19 protein-coding genes and 6 pseudogenes are annotated in these 16,648 nt (G+C 65.7%); 16 read left to right on the top strand and 9 right to left on the bottom strand.

What is annotated here, in order from left to right:
• Positions 1-104, bottom strand: a pseudogene (locus tag ACWDZ7_RS41195) (dihydrofolate reductase family protein); the annotation flags it as partial.
• 30 nt (positions 105-134) lie between these two features.
• On the opposite strand from ACWDZ7_RS41195, the gene ACWDZ7_RS41190 reads away from it, so the two are divergent.
• Positions 135-536, top strand: coding sequence for a hypothetical protein (locus ACWDZ7_RS41190; protein ID WP_451803879.1), 402 nt, complete (start codon positions 135-137; stop codon positions 534-536).
• On the opposite strand, the pseudogene ACWDZ7_RS41185 reads toward ACWDZ7_RS41190, so the two are convergent.
• A pseudogene (locus ACWDZ7_RS41185) lies at positions 530-1,014 on the bottom strand (transposase); the annotation flags it as partial. The gene ACWDZ7_RS41190 and the pseudogene ACWDZ7_RS41185 overlap by 7 nt on opposite strands.
• A gap of 130 nt (positions 1,015-1,144) precedes the next feature.
• Here ACWDZ7_RS41185 and ACWDZ7_RS41180 point away from each other — a divergent pair.
• Positions 1,145-1,273 (top strand): annotated as a pseudogene (locus ACWDZ7_RS41180) (hypothetical protein); the annotation flags it as partial.
• Here ACWDZ7_RS41180 and ACWDZ7_RS41175 read toward each other — a convergent pair.
• Together ACWDZ7_RS41175 and ACWDZ7_RS41170 are read right to left on the bottom strand one after the other, a co-directional pair.
• Entirely contained in the window at positions 1,226-1,696 is a 471-nt protein-coding gene (locus ACWDZ7_RS41175) for a hypothetical protein (RefSeq protein ID WP_451803878.1), read from the bottom strand. The pseudogene ACWDZ7_RS41180 and the gene ACWDZ7_RS41175 sit on opposite strands and share 48 nt — an antisense overlap.
• Before the next feature lie 261 nt (positions 1,697-1,957).
• Positions 1,958-2,581, bottom strand: coding sequence for an ISL3 family transposase (locus ACWDZ7_RS41170; protein ID WP_451803882.1), 624 nt, complete (start codon positions 2,579-2,581; stop codon positions 1,958-1,960).
• Between the two features lie 392 nt (positions 2,582-2,973).
• Between ACWDZ7_RS41170 and ACWDZ7_RS41165 the strand changes: the two genes are divergently transcribed.
• Entirely contained in the window at positions 2,974-3,189 is a 216-nt protein-coding gene (locus ACWDZ7_RS41165; protein ID WP_451803877.1) for an ANTAR domain-containing protein, read from the top strand.
• A 65-nt stretch (positions 3,190-3,254) separates the two neighbouring features.
• Here the strand turns inward: ACWDZ7_RS41165 and ACWDZ7_RS41160 are convergent, their stop codons facing one another.
• Positions 3,255-4,250: an ArsR family transcriptional regulator gene (locus tag ACWDZ7_RS41160; protein ID WP_451803876.1), complete on the bottom strand. Its 996-nt coding sequence runs from the start codon at positions 4,248-4,250 to the stop codon at positions 3,255-3,257.
• A gap of 188 nt (positions 4,251-4,438) precedes the next feature.
• Between ACWDZ7_RS41160 and ACWDZ7_RS41155 the strand changes: the two genes are divergently transcribed.
• The 6 genes and pseudogenes from ACWDZ7_RS41155 (at position 4,439) to ACWDZ7_RS41130 (ending at position 7,852) form a co-directional block, all read left to right on the top strand.
• Positions 4,439-4,876, top strand: coding sequence for a peptidase inhibitor family I36 protein (locus ACWDZ7_RS41155; protein ID WP_451803875.1), 438 nt, complete (start codon positions 4,439-4,441; stop codon positions 4,874-4,876).
• A 209-nt stretch (positions 4,877-5,085) separates the two neighbouring features.
• Complete coding sequence (locus tag ACWDZ7_RS41150) at positions 5,086-5,832, top strand: hypothetical protein (protein ID WP_451803874.1); 747 nt, start codon at positions 5,086-5,088, stop codon at positions 5,830-5,832.
• 88 nt (positions 5,833-5,920) lie between these two features.
• A pseudogene (locus ACWDZ7_RS41145) lies at positions 5,921-6,090 on the top strand (IS5/IS1182 family transposase); the annotation flags it as partial.
• Between the two features lie 64 nt (positions 6,091-6,154).
• On the top strand, positions 6,155-6,403 hold the full coding sequence (locus ACWDZ7_RS41140) for a hypothetical protein (RefSeq protein WP_451803873.1): 249 nt from the start codon (positions 6,155-6,157) through the stop codon (positions 6,401-6,403).
• 271 nt (positions 6,404-6,674) lie between these two features.
• Positions 6,675-7,274 (top strand): DUF1707 SHOCT-like domain-containing protein, encoded by a 600-nt coding sequence (locus tag ACWDZ7_RS41135; RefSeq protein WP_451803872.1) that lies wholly within the window; start codon positions 6,675-6,677, stop codon positions 7,272-7,274.
• A gap of 245 nt (positions 7,275-7,519) precedes the next feature.
• Complete coding sequence (locus tag ACWDZ7_RS41130) at positions 7,520-7,852, top strand: helix-turn-helix domain-containing protein (protein WP_451803881.1); 333 nt, start codon at positions 7,520-7,522, stop codon at positions 7,850-7,852.
• Here the strand turns inward: ACWDZ7_RS41130 and ACWDZ7_RS41125 are convergent.
• The 3 genes from ACWDZ7_RS41125 to ACWDZ7_RS41115 form a co-directional block, all read right to left on the bottom strand.
• Positions 7,746-8,531 carry a transposase gene (locus tag ACWDZ7_RS41125; protein WP_451803871.1) on the bottom strand — a complete coding sequence of 262 codons (786 nt, stop codon included), beginning with the start codon at positions 8,529-8,531 and terminating at the stop codon, positions 7,746-7,748. The two genes, ACWDZ7_RS41130 and ACWDZ7_RS41125, sit on opposite strands and share 107 nt — an antisense overlap.
• Positions 8,532-8,855: 324 nt before the next feature.
• A complete protein-coding gene (locus ACWDZ7_RS41120; RefSeq protein ID WP_451803870.1) occupies positions 8,856-9,362 on the bottom strand; it encodes a transposase in 507 nt (168 codons plus the stop codon).
• 43 nt (positions 9,363-9,405) lie between these two features.
• The gene (locus tag ACWDZ7_RS41115) at positions 9,406-9,621 is read right to left on the bottom strand and encodes a transposase (RefSeq protein ID WP_451803869.1); all 216 of its coding nucleotides are present in this window, start codon (positions 9,619-9,621) and stop codon (positions 9,406-9,408) included.
• 229 nt (positions 9,622-9,850) lie between these two features.
• Here ACWDZ7_RS41115 and ACWDZ7_RS41110 point away from each other — a divergent pair, with 229 nt between their 5' ends.
• The 5 genes and pseudogenes from ACWDZ7_RS41110 to ACWDZ7_RS41090 all read left to right on the top strand — a co-directional run bounded on the left by ACWDZ7_RS41110 (position 9,851) and on the right by ACWDZ7_RS41090 (position 14,397).
• On the top strand, positions 9,851-11,119 hold the full coding sequence (locus tag ACWDZ7_RS41110) for an MFS transporter (RefSeq protein WP_451803868.1): 1,269 nt from the start codon (positions 9,851-9,853) through the stop codon (positions 11,117-11,119).
• Between the two features lie 106 nt (positions 11,120-11,225).
• Positions 11,226-11,648, top strand: a complete 423-nt coding sequence (locus ACWDZ7_RS41105) for a hypothetical protein (protein WP_451803867.1) — start codon at positions 11,226-11,228, stop codon at positions 11,646-11,648.
• Positions 11,649-11,893: 245 nt separating this feature from the next.
• Positions 11,894-12,657 (top strand): annotated as a pseudogene (locus tag ACWDZ7_RS41100) (IS110 family transposase); the annotation flags it as partial.
• A 59-nt stretch (positions 12,658-12,716) separates the two neighbouring features.
• Positions 12,717-13,238 (top strand): hypothetical protein, encoded by a 522-nt coding sequence (locus tag ACWDZ7_RS41095; RefSeq protein WP_451803866.1) that lies wholly within the window; start codon positions 12,717-12,719, stop codon positions 13,236-13,238.
• Positions 13,228-14,397: an MAB_1171c family putative transporter gene (locus tag ACWDZ7_RS41090; protein ID WP_451803865.1), complete on the top strand. Its 1,170-nt coding sequence runs from the start codon at positions 13,228-13,230 to the stop codon at positions 14,395-14,397. Before ACWDZ7_RS41095 ends, ACWDZ7_RS41090 begins: the two co-directional genes overlap by 11 nt.
• Before the next feature lie 280 nt (positions 14,398-14,677).
• Here the strand turns inward: ACWDZ7_RS41090 and ACWDZ7_RS41085 are convergent, their stop codons facing one another.
• Positions 14,678-15,493 (bottom strand): SDR family NAD(P)-dependent oxidoreductase, encoded by an 816-nt coding sequence (locus ACWDZ7_RS41085; protein WP_451803864.1) that lies wholly within the window; start codon positions 15,491-15,493, stop codon positions 14,678-14,680.
• Between the two features lie 671 nt (positions 15,494-16,164).
• Here ACWDZ7_RS41085 and ACWDZ7_RS41080 point away from each other — a divergent pair.
• Positions 16,165-16,365: a ferredoxin gene (locus ACWDZ7_RS41080; RefSeq protein WP_451803880.1), complete on the top strand. Its 201-nt coding sequence runs from the start codon at positions 16,165-16,167 to the stop codon at positions 16,363-16,365.
• Between the two features lie 33 nt (positions 16,366-16,398).
• Positions 16,399-16,648, top strand: a pseudogene (locus ACWDZ7_RS41075) (UDP-N-acetylmuramoyl-tripeptide--D-alanyl-D-alanine ligase); the annotation flags it as partial.

Below are 16,648 nucleotides of genomic sequence, written 5' to 3'. Positions count from 1 at the left end.
CATGCGAGGTACTCCGGGCCCTCGAGGCCCCAGAACCCGGGCCACCCCTCTCCCGATGCGTGGCCGTCGAGGGAGGTGATGAAGTCGACAAGAAGTTCCGACATGGCGCTGTCCTTTCCCGGGGTGTCACGAACTTGGACCGGCCGGGAGCCACAAACTCATCGGCCGCACTGTGGAGTAACGAGAAGACCCATGACGCTGCAGCCGACCAGGTCGGCGGAGCGCCACTGCTTCGGGGGGCCGGAGGCCTGATCGGTGAGGCTCAGCTGCCCGACGTCGACAGCGGGTACTTCATCCACTCACCTGCGACAGCGGCGGAGCACATACGTGAGTACGGCCCCGCTCCGATCGACGGCGAACCGATCGCGCTGGTCTTCGCCAGCGACGGCGGGGGCCATCTCTTCGCGATCGGAGCCAGCGGACAAGTCTGGAAGTCCACCAAGGCCTTCTGGTCCGACGACTTCGAGGTCACCTCGTCCAGCTTGCAGAAGTTCCTCGAACAGCTCGGCCGCCGGATCGCGAAACAGACCTACTGATTTTTTCGGGGTGTTGTCGGGTGGTGGGTGAGTCTGAAGCCGGTGCCGGGGAGACAGCCGTCGATGAGTTCGGGATGACGCGGGATGCGACGCAGTCCGCGGCGTGAGACGCGTTCGAGGTGTTCGTGATGGGTGAAGGCGACGTTGGCCAGCGGACCGCGCCGCAGCAGGGACCACACCCCTTCCACCGGGTTCAGATCCGGTGCATAGGAGGGGAGCTGGACGACGGTGAGCCAGTCATGTTCAGCGGCGTACTGGCGCATGCCGGCGGCCCGATGGGTGTTGAGACGAGGCTTTTGCGCCCCGGACCGGGATGCTCGCCGTGACGGCAGGGCCGGCAGATCAGCCGTGAGATCTCGCCGGGCTTGGCGCAGCACAGGGCGGCGATCGACAAGCGGCGCCAGGAGCGTCCTCGCACCCGCACTACCGGCGTGTGCCCACGCCGGCCCCACGTGCGGACCACGGACGGTGTCATCGAGAGGCTCTGCCACGATTCCCGTGAGAGGTGACGTTGGGTCACTTGCTCAAGCGAGCAGTACCCGCTTCCGGAGCAGCGCGAAGCTGGCTCGGCCGTACATCTATGGCTCAGTGTCATCAGTTCCAGTGGACTTCCCGCGATGGTCGCCCTGGCTGACGGGTTACGGCGTGACGAGAAAGCTGTCGCTGCTGGACTGACCCTCTCCTGGAGTTCAGGGCCCGTCGAAGGACACGTAAATCGGGTCAAAATGCTCAAGCGTCTCGCCGGACAGATTGCAGAGCATGCGGGCAAAGGCATGGACGTGGCCGCGGACAGTTGCCAACTCCGGGCAGCGGTGCAGGGCTTCATCGAGTTGTTGTTTCTCGGTCGGGTTCAAACGATCTGGATGCCACATGATCCAGTTGGTCACCTGTTGCGGCTTGAGGACGGGCATTGGTGAACGGATCGATCCCAGAGATGTCCGAAGAGGATGCAAGTAGTGCCGAGTTGCTTGTGCGGTGCGCCCTGGGTAGCCTTGCTCGCATATTTCGCGATACAGGAGTGAGGCGTTGGTGCAGCCTTCGTTCCAACGGCGAATGAGATAGGGCTTGTAGTCGTCCAGTGGTGTTGTGCGCATCGCCCCGTCGATGAGTCCATCCGGTACTTCTGTGCGGGCATAGCGCCGTGCTGCCGACCGTCCCATTCCAAGTTCCCGGCCAATATCGCTGATTGAACGGCCCCGTGCGAACAGTTGCTGAACCTCTCGGTGGCGTTGACGGGTTCGAGTCGCTAGCCACTTCTCACGGCCGGTGTCAGGGTCGACGGTGGATGGAGGAGCGGTGGCCAAGCGTCTGGCAGAGGGGGCGGTCAGCGCCGGTGGCACGAGGCAGGCGCGGTGGGTGATGACGGTTCGCTCGACAGCGTGTGCGAGGTTGTCCCATAAATGCCAGCGATCGGCTACTTGTCATGCTTGAGGTGCACCCGCGTTCGCCGCTTCGGCGTAGCCGCCAGCCCGGTCCCTGCAGATTATTTCGACCCCGGGGTGCTCGGACAGCCGACTGGCTACCAGTTCTTTCTCCCGCCCTGGCAGCAAATCCACGACCTTGCGACTTTCTGCGTCGACCAGGACGGTCCCGTACTTCCTGCCGCGTTTGGTCGCAAAATCGTCTATCCCTGGAACTCTTGGCTCCAGCAAGGGAGGGTCAGGCAATGCAACCAGCATACTGAGCGAGGTAGTTCGGCTGACGGTGACGTGGAGTTCCGCCGCCAGCCTGGCGCCAGCCCGGCCGGCGAGGGCCAAGGCTATTTCGTGGAGCATCCCAGCCAGTATGGCAGTGCGCCGTCCGTAAGGAGCAGTCAGGCCGTCAATCTGTTCAGCAAAGGACCGGCGTCTGCACTCAACTGCATCGCAGTAAAGTCGGCGCACCGATAGTTGAACAACCACGGAGCGTCCACCTACGGGAACATCATCCAGACTCCGTTCATACCAGCTGTGCACACGAACGGAATTCGCACCGCAGTCTGGACATGGACGCGCAACTTCACGGGCACGCGCATCGACCCGTACTACGCATCCGTCCGATGACACCCACCCCACCAACACCGCAGCCGGATGCGGGAACAGCACACAAAGCAAGTTGTCGCACACACTCGACGATGCCAGCAAAGTGACCCAACGTCACCTCTAGCGGGAATCTTGGCAGAGCCTCTCGATGACGTCGCACCGCGCACGCACCTGGGCACCCAGAGGGAGCACGCCCGTGGTTCGGTTCAACGGCGCTTCCCGTGGCCGCATCTCGATGGCTGCCTCGCCGAAACCAGCCTCTCGCTCAACACGGCAACTGAACGGAAAGGTCAGTAACACATTGAACCTCTTCCGCCGCACCCCGGGTACCTTGTCCGAAGCCGGCCGGTCCCTGGCCCTGGCCGACGTCACCGCAATCTCTGCTCCGGCAGACCGCCCTTGACCAACATCGCACCGTGCAAAGCAAATGGCAACGGGCCCTGCACACCCGCACCACCATCGAACAGGCCAAAGGGTTCCTGGCCGCCCGCCACGCCATCGACCCCGACACCGCTTTCCAACAAATGCGCGCCCACGCCCGGCACCATCAGGTCCGCATCGCCGACCTCGCCCGCGCCATCATTGACGAAACCGCGGCCCTCCCTCCACCCACCCACGACGCAAAGATCTGAGTGCCCGGATGTGAACCCGGGCACTGACGTGGCGTGGCGTACAACGTGGCCTCGGGTTACGACGGTCAGGTGGGCAGTTGCGGCAATGTGCCGTTGAGCAGGGCGATGCCGAGGCCGGTCACCGAGTGCAGCGTGGCGCTATGGTGACGCTGGTTGGAGGTGAGGGATGCCTCGCGCAGCGCGGTGAGGTGGCGGCTGGTGTTCGAGAGGGTCAGGCCGGTACGGCGCGCGAGTTCGGTGGTGTTGCCAGGGCCCTCGGCTACCGCCTGCAGCAAGCTGGCCCGTGCCCGGCCCAGGAGCGCGATGAGCGGCCGCTGACCGTCAGTGGCGGTGCCGGAGGAGGCCCAGTCGGGCTGGTGCTCGATGGGGTAGACAAGGACTGGATCGTAGGAGGGGTCGAAGAGGGCGGTGGGCGCGTACCGGCAGAAGAACGACGGCTGGAGCAGCAGTCCACGACCCCCCAAGCGCATGTCCTGGTCGACGGGATAGTCGAGCTCCAGGACCGGATAGCTCCAGCGGGCGGATGTGTGCAGGGTGGTGAACACCGCGTCCCAGCCGGCCGTGGCGAGCGTACGGGTGCGCAGTTGCAGGTCTCTGCTGACCTGGGTACGGATCTGCTGCCAGTACGGCGCCAGGCCAGCGGTGAAGTAGCGCTCCGCGGCGTCCCCGATCAGTTCGAGGAGGCGGGCCCGGCCGTCGGCCAGTTCCCCCGCCCAACGTGGCAGGCACCGCCGTGGGTTGAGGCGAGCGTACGCCTCCAGGTCGTCGCGGAGTCGAGACCGTGGCGTGGCTCGCAGCGCCTGTGTCTGGTCGAGCAGATCGACGCCGGTGCGCGGGGTGAGGAAGTCGCAGCTGTAGCCGACCCCCGGGGCCAGCGCCGAGAGGACGCGGGTCGACGCCGGAACGTTGGGTACGACTTGTCGTCGCCATGCCCCGAAGAGCACGGAGACGTCGCGGCGTTGCAGGCGGTGGAGGCTGATGCACAGTTCCCACATCGGGTCGGGGCCCTCGGCTAATCGCGTGCGGGCCAGGTCGTCCGAAGCGAAATGGATCCTCAGCATTCCGTTTCCCCCTGACTTCTGCTTTTTCGTTCACAATCTCTAGTCGCCGTGCAACGCGACCGGCTCGGACCAGGCTTGTTGCGTTCAGCCTCACACTTCTACCAACGTTCCTGTGAATGGCTGCAGTCTCTTTTCGGGCAGGAAAACGTGTACTGCTCCAACTATGAGCAAGAACAGAGAGGACAACCATGCGCAAGATATTGGCTGCGGCTGCGGGTTCAGCCCTGTTGGTGCTCGGTGGTGTCACCGCAGCGCCCGCCACGGCGGCGACCTCCGGCGAGAGCGTGGATCCGCTTCTCACCTGTGCGGCCGGCGACACGTGCTTCTGGGTGAACAGCAACTACGGCGGTGCCCGGGGCCGTGTCTCGGGCAACAACCCCAACTTCACGGCCTTCGGACAGAGCCAGTGCCGCAGTGGCACCTGGAACGACTGCATCAGCTCCTACGCCAACCGCGGCAGGGAGTGCACGGTCTACTACTGGACGGACGCGGGTTACAACGGCCGGTACCACAGCCTGGGCAGGAACGACGAGGTCCCCGACTTCGGAGCGGCGCCGCCCGTCGGTTACAACGACCCGGCGTTCAACGACACGATCAGCTCCAATCACTGGTGTTCGCCGAGGTGATGAGGCGACCCGCAAGGGCGCTGCGGCCCCCCGTGGCCGTCCTGGCCGTCCTGGCCGCCCTGGCCGGCTGCGCGTCGGCGCAGCCGGACAGGGCGGCCGCGCCTCTTCCGAAGCCGCCCCCGTTCAACGGGCGGCTGAGCCCCGAGGCTCTCGACATGGTGACCCGGTCAGGCAGCTGGCCGCGAGCGCAGCAGACCCTGGACACGGCGGTGAACAAGCTCGTCCACCAGTGCATGAAGGAGAAGGGCTTCACCTACCCCGCCAAGCGGGCTCCGCTGCCGACATCCCTCGATGACACCGCTGCGCTCGTGGACCTCCCCGGCCGCAGAAGCCACGGATACGCCATCGCCACCGCGCCTCGGCAGTCAGGGCCACCATCCACCCCGTACTACACCGACCTGCCGCCGGACCGGCAGCGCTCCTTCGACATCGCCTTCTCCGGTCCCCCGGGATCCAGCGACGACGTCGCGACAGGTACCGGCACGGTACGGGTGCGACGGCAGGGCTGCGACGCGGAGGCCCGTCGCGAACTGACCGGCGACGTCACGGTGTGGGCCCGCATGTACTACGCGCCCGAGGCACTCAACGGCCGCCTCGACGCCAAGGTACCCAATACTCCGGAATTCTCATCTGCAATGTCCGACTGGCGCTCGTGCATGGCGGCGCGCGGATACACGTACCGCACTCCGGAAGAGGCCCGCGACACACTGAATCGCATCCATCGAAAAATCAACCTTCGGAAAGAGTCATCGAAGACCGCATTCCGGAAACGTGAGAAGGGAGTAGCCGTAGCGGACGGGGAGTGCGCCACGGAGGTGGACCTTCCCGGAACGGCCGTGCGGGTGCGGCGCGCTCTCATCACTGCGCTTCCGAACAAGGACCAAGCATTTCTGGCCGCATTGGCAAGTTACCAAAGGGGAGCGTTGAAACGAGCGCAAGCGGTCCTCCACCGGTGACTGGGGCGGGGGCGTGTGGGAGCGCCTGTTGAGTCGCCACGGAGTGCGGTGCCAGTGTTATCACTGAGCTTCTTCAGCGTTGCCGCTCCAGGGTGTCCTCGTCCTCGCCGACCGTGCCTACATCGGAGGCCGCGCTTGGGTGACCACGTCGGTCAGACGCCCGCCCCGCGGGGAACGATCTTCCGCCGGGCCCGGTGCAGCCCAAACCGCATGACGTCAATCGCCAAAGCCGCCCTCATCATGGAGCGGCAATGCTGAAGAAGCTCACTGACGCACCAGGAGCCCGAGACACTAGCCGGCCCCACGCGGCACGGTGTGCGCCATGGCCGCCGCACCCCCGTCCCGAACCGCCGCCGCCGCGGCGGCTGTCACCTCCAAGGAACAGCGCTCCGGCGTACGGTCCAAGGATGCCGGCAGCCTCGCCGACCAGTTGCTCCGTGCCCCCGGCCCGATCCACCGGGAGGCGTTCCGGCTGCTGTTCGGCCACGCCGACCGGGCCCAGATCCTTAACGAGGTCGAGCGAGAGACCGGCTCCCTGTATGGCCTGTGGGCTGACTCTCCGCCCGCCTGACCGGACGCCACTCACCCAAGCCACGTCCCCTGTAGCGCGGGGCGCACGAACGGCACCTGTTCTCAACGGTCCACGGCCCCGACCGGGCGTGTGGAGCCCGGGACGCCGACACGGGGTTTGTCCGCGAGCCCGGGGCCCCAACGCTGCAGGTCGTCCGAGCCGCCAAGCCTCCACCAGACCCCTCAGTGGTCGTCGCGGCAAGTTCTTCGGGGATTGACTCCGGGGCCGATGTTGTGCATGGGCGATTGGACTGTACGGCTACAGTCTCACTATGACTGATGGGGAACAGGGGCGGGAGCTGGCAACGTCGCGGGGCGTAGTGGCGCCTCGGGCAGGGGATGCTGACCGGGAGTCGGTGGCGGAGCGGCTGCGGGTTGCCGCAGGTGAAGGCCGGATTGACCTTGCCGAGTTGGAGGAGAGGCTCGATCGAGCTTACGGCGCGAAGACGTACGGCGAACTCGACGTCCTGGTGGCTGATCTGCCGCAGAATGGGCCTTCCGGCTCTCGCTCCGGCACTGAGGTGGAAACGCTTTTCCTCAAAACCCGCCTGGCCAACATCAAGCAGAACGGCCAGTGGACAGTTCCCCGGAGAATCGTCGCCGAATGCAAAATGCTGAGTATCGAGATCGACTTCACCAAGGCAGCATGCGCACACCATGACGTCACCGTCGAGGCGAGTTGCGGAACGGGCAACATCCAGTTGATCGTCCCGCAGGGCTGGAGGGTGCGGATCGATGCGTCGAGCACCAATACCGCTCACATCCGCAACAAGGCCACCGCACCGGCGGACCCGACCTCCCCAACGCTCACGATCGTCGGGCACCCGCGAGCTGGCCACATCAAGATCAAACAACTCCGCCGAAGGCGCTAGCCTGCGCTTGCGCGCCCCAGGTTCGTAAGGCCGGTGCGAGGGTGTGGCTCAGTCGTCCGCGGCGTGGCTCAGCTTCTGTGCGAGGGGTCTTGGTCGGCTCCGGGGAGTGGGCACGGGGGCGCCTGGTTGTTGCGTCAGGCTTCAGCCGATAACGCCCGCTGCTGCTGATTGGCCTGCCTGGCTTGCCCGTTGCCGTCGCCTGCCCGATATCGCTGACCGCCTCGCACAGGCACCAGCTGAAGAGGATGGCCTACGGCCACAAGACTCCCCACCAGGTCCGGATCCGCGCGCATGTCGTGCTCCAGGCGGCAAAAGGCGGCTCCAACGCACATATCCCCCGCGAGACGGGCCTGCATGTGGACACCGTGCGGACCTGGCGGGGGCGGTTCGCCGAAGAGGACCTGCCTGGGCTGGCCGACCGCCGACGCTCCGGTCGTCCGCCTTCGTTCACCGCGCTGCAGGCCACCCAGATCAAGGCGCTGGCCTGCCAACTGCCCGCCGAGACCGGCACCCCGTTGTCACGCTGGTCGTGCCCGGAGCTGGCCCGCGAGGCCGTGGCGCGGTGGCTTCGCCGGTGAGGCGGCGGCTCATGAGGTCGATCATCGCGAGGTGGATCACGGCTTCGGAGCGGGAGGGGTGGGTTTCATAGTCGCGGGCGAGGCGTCGGTGGTGCATGAGCCAGCCGATGCTCCGTTCGATGGTCCAGCACCTCGGGATAATCGTGAACCTCTTGGTGTCGAGCGGGTGTTGGACGGGCTGGACGTCGATGCCCAGGCGGGCGCCGTGGCGCTTGCGGCCGGTGATCCGCTTGCCCGCGTCGGTGCCCTCATCGGCGAGGTGCACGTTGGTGGAGGTCTTGATGGTCTGGGAGTCCAGCACGCAGGCCGTTGGTTCGCTGCCATGGCCCTCGCTCTGGCGGACCAGTGTCCGCAGCAGTCCGGTGAGCTGCTTGAACACGGCGTCCTGCTGCCATCGGGTGAAGTAGCCGTGGACCGTCTGACGGGGTGGGAAGTCGTGTGGCAGGTACCGCCAGGGGATGCCGGTGCGGTCCACGTACAGGATCGCGTTCATGATTTGGCGGAGGTCGTGCTCGGGTGGGCGTCCGATGTCCAGTGCGAACTGACGGCGCTTGACCCGCCAGGTGGTGAGGACGGGTTCGATCAGCGCCCACCGTGTGTCGGAGAGGTCGCTGGGGAAGCCGTCACGCCCGTCATGTTTGAGGTGTACTGCGGGATGGCCGCCCTGGCGAGCGGTCAAAGGGGGACATCCCTCCCTGGCCCATCAAGATCCATTGTCAGGGTGTCCACTCCAAAGGATCAGCCTCAGCTCGTGGTTCTCCTTCGGGCCGAGATCATAAGCCCGGCTTCAGGGACTCCATGAAACCAGGGTCAGCTCATGACAATCGCTGGAGCGCAGGTTGGCCGGAATGACCTTCCTCGACATGGTGGCTCTTGCCAACGTGTGGGGAGGCTGGGTACGCATATGTTGCCTGGCCCGTCTCCGGTGTGGGGGCGGCGCGGACGTCCCCTGGGAACGGAGACACCAGGCCATGACGCGAAGCACTATGAACTCGTAACAGAGTCATGCTCTGTGCTTTTTGAGGCGTCGCCAGCAGTTGCTGCCGCAGGCCAACGAGATGAGTGCATCGTGGAGCTCGATTCGCCGTTCCCACTGCGCGGCCAGGCGTTTGAACTGGTGGAGCAGGCAAAGGTCTGCTCGACGACATCGCGGAGCTTGCCCAGGTCCTTGATGTCCGAGGAGCCCTTGCCGGGAGATCACCGGCATGATCCTGCGGCGCCGCAACGCGTGGTGTACGGCCTTGGAGTCGTATGTCGTGTCGCTCCAGGACGCACTTGGGCGCCGTCGTGGTCGGCCCGGCCGTCCGGCCGTCACCGGCGGGATGTTGTCGACCAGGGTGAGGGTCTGGGTGATGTCGTTGACGTTGGCCGCAGTCGTGGTGACGTGCAGTGGTGTGTCCTTGCCGTCACGGGTCGGGCGGTGTTTGCTGCCCGTCTTTCGCCGGTCGGCCGGCGAGGGACCGGTCGCGACTCCCCCTTTGTCGCGCGGACGTGGGAGCCGTCCACGCACGCACCAGTCCAGTCGAGTTCGCCGGCCGTGTTCAGCTCGGCGATCAGGAGGCGGTGCAGTTTCTCGGGAGCCTCGGTCCGATGCCACCGGTCAGGCGCCGCCAACAGGTCTGACCGAAGCCGAAACCCGGGTCCAAGGGCAGCAGTTGCCGGGCGACATCGTTGTGGAGAACGTACAAGATGCCCTGCAGGCACTGTCGGTCGTCCACCGGCCGCGGCCCCTGCGGCCGCTCGTGCGAGGGCGGCAACAGCGGTTCCACGCGTGCCCGCAAGTCGTGGTCCGCGATCTACAGCCGAGTAGTCACACCCCACGAACGGCCTGGTCATTACTTCGGTCTCGTCCCACCAGTCTCAACGGACAAGTTCCCGTCACGAGTTCATAGCCCGTCCACTGCGGTGATCTCTTGGAGTACGATGCGCCTGCCCTCGCGCACACCTAGCAGAAGCCCCTGGCTGCCCCCTGCCTACAAGGCAGGTCTCGCCGGCCTGATGGGAACCACGGTCGAGTGGTACGACTTCTTCATCTTCTCGACCGCATCCAGCCTGGTCTTCCCAGAGTTGTTCTTTCCCGAAGTGCAGCAAACCACCGGTCTGCTCGCATCGTTCGCCACATTCTGGGTTGGCTTTCTGGGGCGCCCGATCGGCGCTGTTCTCTTCGGCCATCTCGGGGATCGGCTCGGACGAAAACGCAGCCTTGTGGCGACACTTGGGCTGATGGGGGCGGCTACCGCAGGCATCGGACTACTGCCTCGTTATGAGGAGGCGGGAGTCATGGCTCCCGTGCTGCTGTGCGTCCTGCGGCTCGTTCAAGGGGTCGCAGTGGGTGGCGAGTGGGGCGGCGCGGTACTACTGGCGGGCGAACACGCGCCACGGGGGCGGCGGGTCATTCTGACAGCCATGGTGCAGCAGGGGACGCCGCTGGCCTCCATCCTGACCAGCGCTGTCTACCTTCCGTTCTCGCGGCTGAGCGACGGCGAGTTCCTGACCTGGGGTTGGCGGGTTCCTTTCCTGCTCTCCATCCCTCTCATGGCCGTCGGCCTGGCCATACGGCTAGCGGTGCCCGAATCCCCAGAGTTCGAGCGGCTGTCGGAGCAGGGCCGGGTGGCGTCCGCCCCGGTGCGCGACGCCGTGCAGCGGTACTTCCCGAGGATTGCGGTGTGTGTCGGTGCTTGCGCCGTCCCAGTTGCCGGGACGTATCTAGCCGGTACCTTCGTGCTGTCCTGGGCGACCACGCACATCGGTTTTCCCCGGGAGAAGGTGCTGAGCGTGGTGTTATGCGCGGCTGTCGCCCGGTTCCTGGTCCAGCCACTGGCCGCGATAATCGCCCAACGCGTGGGGGTCGTACGCGTCTGCGCCCTTGGCCTGGCTCTGTACCTGCTCGCCATTCCCCTCACTGTCCTTGCCTTGGGCAGTGGTTCGCTGGTCCAGATCACGCTGGGGGTGTGCGCGTTGGAGTCCGCCAGCGCTGTCGTCTACGCGGTGGTCGCCGCCCTGCTCATCGATGCCTTCCCGGTCCGGGTCCGCTACACCGCAATCTCCTTGGCCCAGCAGTTGGCAGGTGTGGTGTTCGGGGGTACGGCTCCGGTCCTGGCCCAAACCCTGGTCACGGTAGGACATGGCTCGCTATGGCCGGTGGCCGTCTACCAGGCGCTCCTGGCCGTCCTGTCAGCCTGCTGCCTACTGGCTCTGACGTCCGCCCGCCGCAACGCCACGGCATCTGCGCACACCCGTCGGGAAGTGACCAAAGCCCAAGAGTAGTTCCCCTGGAGCAGCGTCATTAGCCGGGCTAGACTTTCCCTCTCTTGGCAGACGCCGGGTTGGCTCCTGCCTCCGTTGGGAGACCTCGGGCTAGGAAGGGCGAGAGATGCGCAGTCACGGACCGGCCCGCGGCGAGGAAGACCGTCCGCTGCTCCCGCAGCTCGAGCTGCGCCTCAACAAGGTGATCGATACGCTCTGTTCAGACGAACGTACCCGTCCCGGTTACGCGCGGCTCACCAAGGAGATCCGCGAGACGACCGGAGGCAGCATCTCCGCCACCTACCTCTGGGAACTGGCCACCGGAAAGAAGCGCAACCTCACTCTGGAACAGCTGGACACTCTCGCCCAGTTCTTCGGTGTGCCACTCGAATATTTCCTCAACGACGAAGTGTCGGGACGGGTCAATGTCCAACTAACGCTGGCCACCGCACTGCGCGACGCCAAGATCCGCAGGCCGGCGCAGCGCGCCGAAGGGCTCCCACCCGCCAGCCCGGACGCCCGGACGCCCGCAGCCGGATCCCATGACTGAGGAAACGTTCCCCTTCTTTCGTAGCCCCGCAACGGAGTTCCCAGCCATCGGAGTTGGCATGACTACCTCCCCTCACCGCGTGCACGGCCAGGGGAGTGGTGTCACCTGCTCCGGGGGCACTGACCGACCGCTGACCAGGGGCATGACCACCGGCCTTTTTCGCAGGCCGGGAGGCTCTTCGTAATGTGGATGTGGCGATCAGTGCCGTGGCAGGGCCGGGCGAGCAGCACCGAAGGATGCCCGAGGTGATCGATACCGACAGCATCGACGTCTGCCTCGGCCCGGACGTCGGCAAGGGCGAACACCATGCCACCGCACTGCCCCCCACCGGCAAGAAGACCCTCGACCAGCGCCTGCCCGGCAGCGAGCCCAGCCTCCGCGAGGTCTTCGCCCAACTGCAGGCCAAGCAAGGAACCGTCCTGGTCATCGTCGACCAGGTCGCCTCCGTGGGAGCCCTGCCACTGACCGTCGCCCGCGACCTTGGCCGCCATGTCGTCTATCTGCCGGGCCTGTCGATGCGGCAGGTCGCCGATCTCTATCCCCGCGAGGCCACGACCGACGCGAACGACGCGTTCATCATCGTGGACGCAGCCCGGGCGGTGCCCCACACGCTGCGCTCGGGCGACCTCGACGACGACCTGGCCGCCGAGGCCACCCGCCTGTCCAACCGGCTGCGCGGCCTGTTCACCCAGGTCCATCCCCCTCTGGAACGTATCCTGGGCCCGCGCATGCAACACCCGGCCGCGCTCGACGAACAGACCGTCGTCGTCCCCAGCCTCGTCCGCGGCCCATCTCGCCGCCTATGCCGGCGTCGCCCGCCCCCAGGGCGGCGAATGCGGGCGCGCTTGAGGTGCCAACCCGGCCTTCCGCACTTACTACGACGAGACTTACTACGACGAGAAGATCGCCCAGGGAAAGCATCACACCCAAGCCCTCCTCTGTCTCGCCCGACGCCGAGCGAGCATTCCTCTTGGTCATGCTCCGTGATGGAACCTTCTACAACCATCGACCCCACTCACCCCTTGACCAACGTCATAGGGGCACCCTCACACAGGCTTTGGGAGATGCATGCCGAACAAATACGCTCAACTACATCAGCGTTGTCAGTCGGTCCTCGAGCAACTCAATCTGCCACACCCCTTCACCGTCGATGCCCTGTGCCAGGAGCTGTCCGTCCAGCGGGGACGGCCGTTACATCTGCATCCGCTGCCTCAACAGGCTGCCCGGGACAACATCTGCGGTATGTGGCTCGCCACCGAGACCGACGACCACATCTTCTGCGAGCAGCGCACCAGCCGAGTGCACCGAGAGCACATCCTGCTCCATGAGATCGGGCACATGCTGTTTGACCACCACGGCATGGACCTCGGCCACAGCGAGTTGTCTCAAGCGCTTCTGCCCAATCTGAGCCCGCATTTGGTGCAACGGCTACTCGGCCGCACCAACTACACCAGCCGTCAGGAGCGGGAGGCGGAGATGCTCGCCAGCCTGCTGCGCATCCGCGTTTCGCAGTCTGCCGCCACAGCTCCGCACGGAGTGCTGGGCCGGCTGGAGGCCGCGCTGGGAGCGCGTGCCGCGGATGAACGCTGAGTCCTCCACTGTGCTGAGCTGGTTCAACTACTTCTGTGTGAGTTGCCTGTGGCTGGCTCTGGCACTGCGTGGGTCTACCGCTCTACGCACCCCTGAGCAGCGCGGACTGTGGTTGGCCGTGGCCACCGCCACGGCTGCCATCACTCTCACGCTCCCCACCGCGACCCAGCTCGCACTCCAGGCCACTGGAGATGGACATTCCATTGCCCTGGCGCGGAACCTGATCGGAGTGCTCTCGTCGGGGGCAGTGCTGTACTTCGTCTCAGCCGCCGCTGGCGGCCGATCACGTCTGGGCGTGTGCTATGTGACGGTCCTGGCCATGGTGTCCCTGCTCATCATGGATGCCCTGGCTCCACCGCATCAGGAACACACCGTCACGGGTCCCGGCGCACCGGCTCCTTCCACTGCCTATTGGCTCCTCCTGATCATGGTCCATCTCGTCGCGGACTTCTCCTGTACCTCCCTGTGCCGTCAGTACAGCAGGCGCACGTCGAACCCCGTCCTGAAGGCAAGTCTAGGGACGTTCGGGATCGGCACAGCGCTCTCCTTCCTGTACTGGATCGGCCAGCTCATCAGCCTGCTGTTCCACACCGATCGGCTGACGCCGTTCCTCCCGTACCTCATGGGCTTTCACGGGTTGTTACGGGCGATCGCTCTCTTGGCACCCACGCTATGGGCTGTGCGAGGCGCCGTCACGGAGATCAGCACCATCTGGCGCCTGTGGCCGCTGTGGCACGACTTAGTACAGGCCACGCCAAACGTCGCGTTCCTCAAGCCTCGCCACCGTCTGCTCGAGATCATGTGGCCGCAGGCAACTTGGCAGCTGCTGGCCTACCGCAAGATCATCGAGACGCGCGATGCCATCCTCGTCCTCAACGACTATGTGACCGAAGGTGCGTGGGCTCGCGCGCGCCGTCATGTTGCCGCTATGGATGTCGCTCACTCCAAAGTCGATGCGACGGTACTCGCGTGCGTGATGGCGGGGGCACGCGACGCCAAGCTCGCAGGCATGCCTCACGAGCAGTCCGCCGACAGTCTCGTCAACTTCGACAAAGGCGACCTCGATAGCGAGAAGTCTTTTCTCCTCGACATGGCGCGAGCTTACGTTTCGCCTCCCGCCCGGAACTTCGTGATCCATTCGGATACGTCCGGGAAGTAGGACCCCGTAACGGGAACTTGGCCGTTGGGACTGGTGGCGTGCGACCGATGTAATGATTCGGCCGTTCATGGTGTGTGAGTATCCGGCCGTGGATCGTGGACGACAACCGCGCTACCAGTACATCATCACTCTCAGACTTGTAGCGACTTTGTTTGCAGAAGTTCCATGGGCCCATGCTTGCCGTCACTTGACCGCACTTCATTGAGCGCGCAATGGCGATTTCCTAATCTTCCTCGGCCGCCCAGACAGCCCCGCCGGGCCATAGTCGGAGGTCAGTCAGTCACGGGCGTGGGGGACGCGCCTCGATCCGGTGGTCGAAGGCGGCACCACCGACGCCGACCGTGGTCACCCCGCCATCGACCGTGAGGGCGGAGCCGTTGACGTAGGACGCGGCGGGTGACAGCAGCCAGTCGATCGCCTCGGCGACCTCCGCGGGATCGCCCGGCCGCCGGGCGGGAGTCAGCCGGTTCGCCTCCACGTAAGCCTCCTCGACACCGCCCGCCAGCCCCTCCTCCGCCGCGAACCGCGCCATCCGGTCATCGGCCATCTCCGTACGCACCCAGCCCGGACACACCGCGTTGGCCCGCAATCCCTGCGGCCCATAGTCAACGGCGAGGGAGCGGCACAGGTGGAGCAAGGCCGCCTTGGACGTCGCATAGGCGGCGTTGCCGACGCTGTTTCGAAGCGCGGCAACCGAGGCGACCGCAACCACCGCACCACCGGTCTTCAGCAGGTGCGGCAGTGCGGCACGCAGCAACAGGAACGGGCCGGTGAGGTTCGTCCGTATCAACTCTTCCCAATGCTCGACCTCGGTGTCGCCGACCGCGCCGCCCCGCCCGATTCCGGCGTTGAGTACGACACCGTCGAGTCTCCCGTAGGCCTTCACCGTCGTCTCGACGAGTTCGCAGACGGCCTTGGGATCCGCGACGTCGGCGGGGTGGGCCAGCGCTCCGGTCTCGGCAGCGATGCGGTGCAACGGCTGCGGTCTCCTGCCGGCGATCACGACATGGTGTCCGTCGGCGCGTAACAACCGGGCCGTCGCAGCGCCGATTCCCGTTCCCCCGCCAGTGACGACAACAACTCGCTCACCCGTCATGAATGTTGAACTCCTCACCTCTTGAAAGCGTGCAGTTCGATCATACGCAGCGCTGTTGAATCCGGGTGGCTGCGCTCTTGTTCGCACATGCCAATGGCTGGTTATTTCGCTGACGGTGATCGGTCGTGGCTGGAATCGCAGCCTCGCAATCCCCTAGGCTGCGTGAGTACTGATGGTGCTTAACCGTCATCTCATTTGGCTGGGTAAGCTGTCAGTCGTGGTGGGTGGTGCCGTCGCGTCCTCGCGGTGGAGGCCGACGTCCGCGACGAATTCGGATTCCGTGGTGAGCTGGACTGGTCGGGTACGGCTCTGCCGTCGCGCGTGTAGTGCTGCATGCCGTCGACTTCCGGCACCGGGTCTGTACGGTGGGCCGGCGTAACTCCCGCTCTTGACGCGACAGTTGTTGGCTGAGGTGATGAGTGATGCCGACGCCGGGGAGGCCGACGTTGATGAGGCTGGCGGAGCTGACGCGCAAGGTGGTGGACCCTGCGCTGGAAGGCCGCTCTCTACGCCTTCGACGGCCAGCTCACCTCCGGACGCCGATAGCAATAATCAACCGACCGAGTTCCACCGCTCGCTCCACAGACCCATCTGTGGCGACGACGGCGGCGTCGAGTAAATGCCCGTCAGCTGGTGACGGGCCCCACACAGAGAAACAGGGGAGAACCATGATGCGTGTTGAGGTCGACGTTCCCAGGTGTGTTGCCTCGGGCCAGTGCGTGATGCTCGCCCCCGACGTCTTCGACCAGCGGGATGAGGACGGCCTGGTCGAGCTCCTCGATGACACTCCGCCCTCCGAACTCCACGATGCTGTACGCGAGTCGGCCACGATGTGCCCCGCGGAAGCGATCCGGCTCGGGGAGTCGTCCTGACCGCCGCACCCGATCGAGTCGTGTTCGTCGGTGGCTCGGAGGCCGGCGCAGCCGAGACCCGTGGCGGCCTTCGGGCGGGCTGAGCACGCCGACGTACGGGTGCTCGACGTGGCGCTGGACCGGCTCGGCCGGCCGTCCTTCATGCTGCGGACCGCCGACGCCTCGACCCGCGCCGCCCTGGACGCGCCGGCAGCAATCGAGGGCGGGCGCCGCGTCGCCGTCCTCGGCGAAATGCTCGAACTCGGCGACGACAGCGAGAGCGAGCACCGCGCCATCGGCGCGT

Source organism: Streptomyces sp. NPDC003032, assembly GCF_053591415.1.
This window is presented reverse-complemented; position numbering and strand designations above follow the sequence as displayed.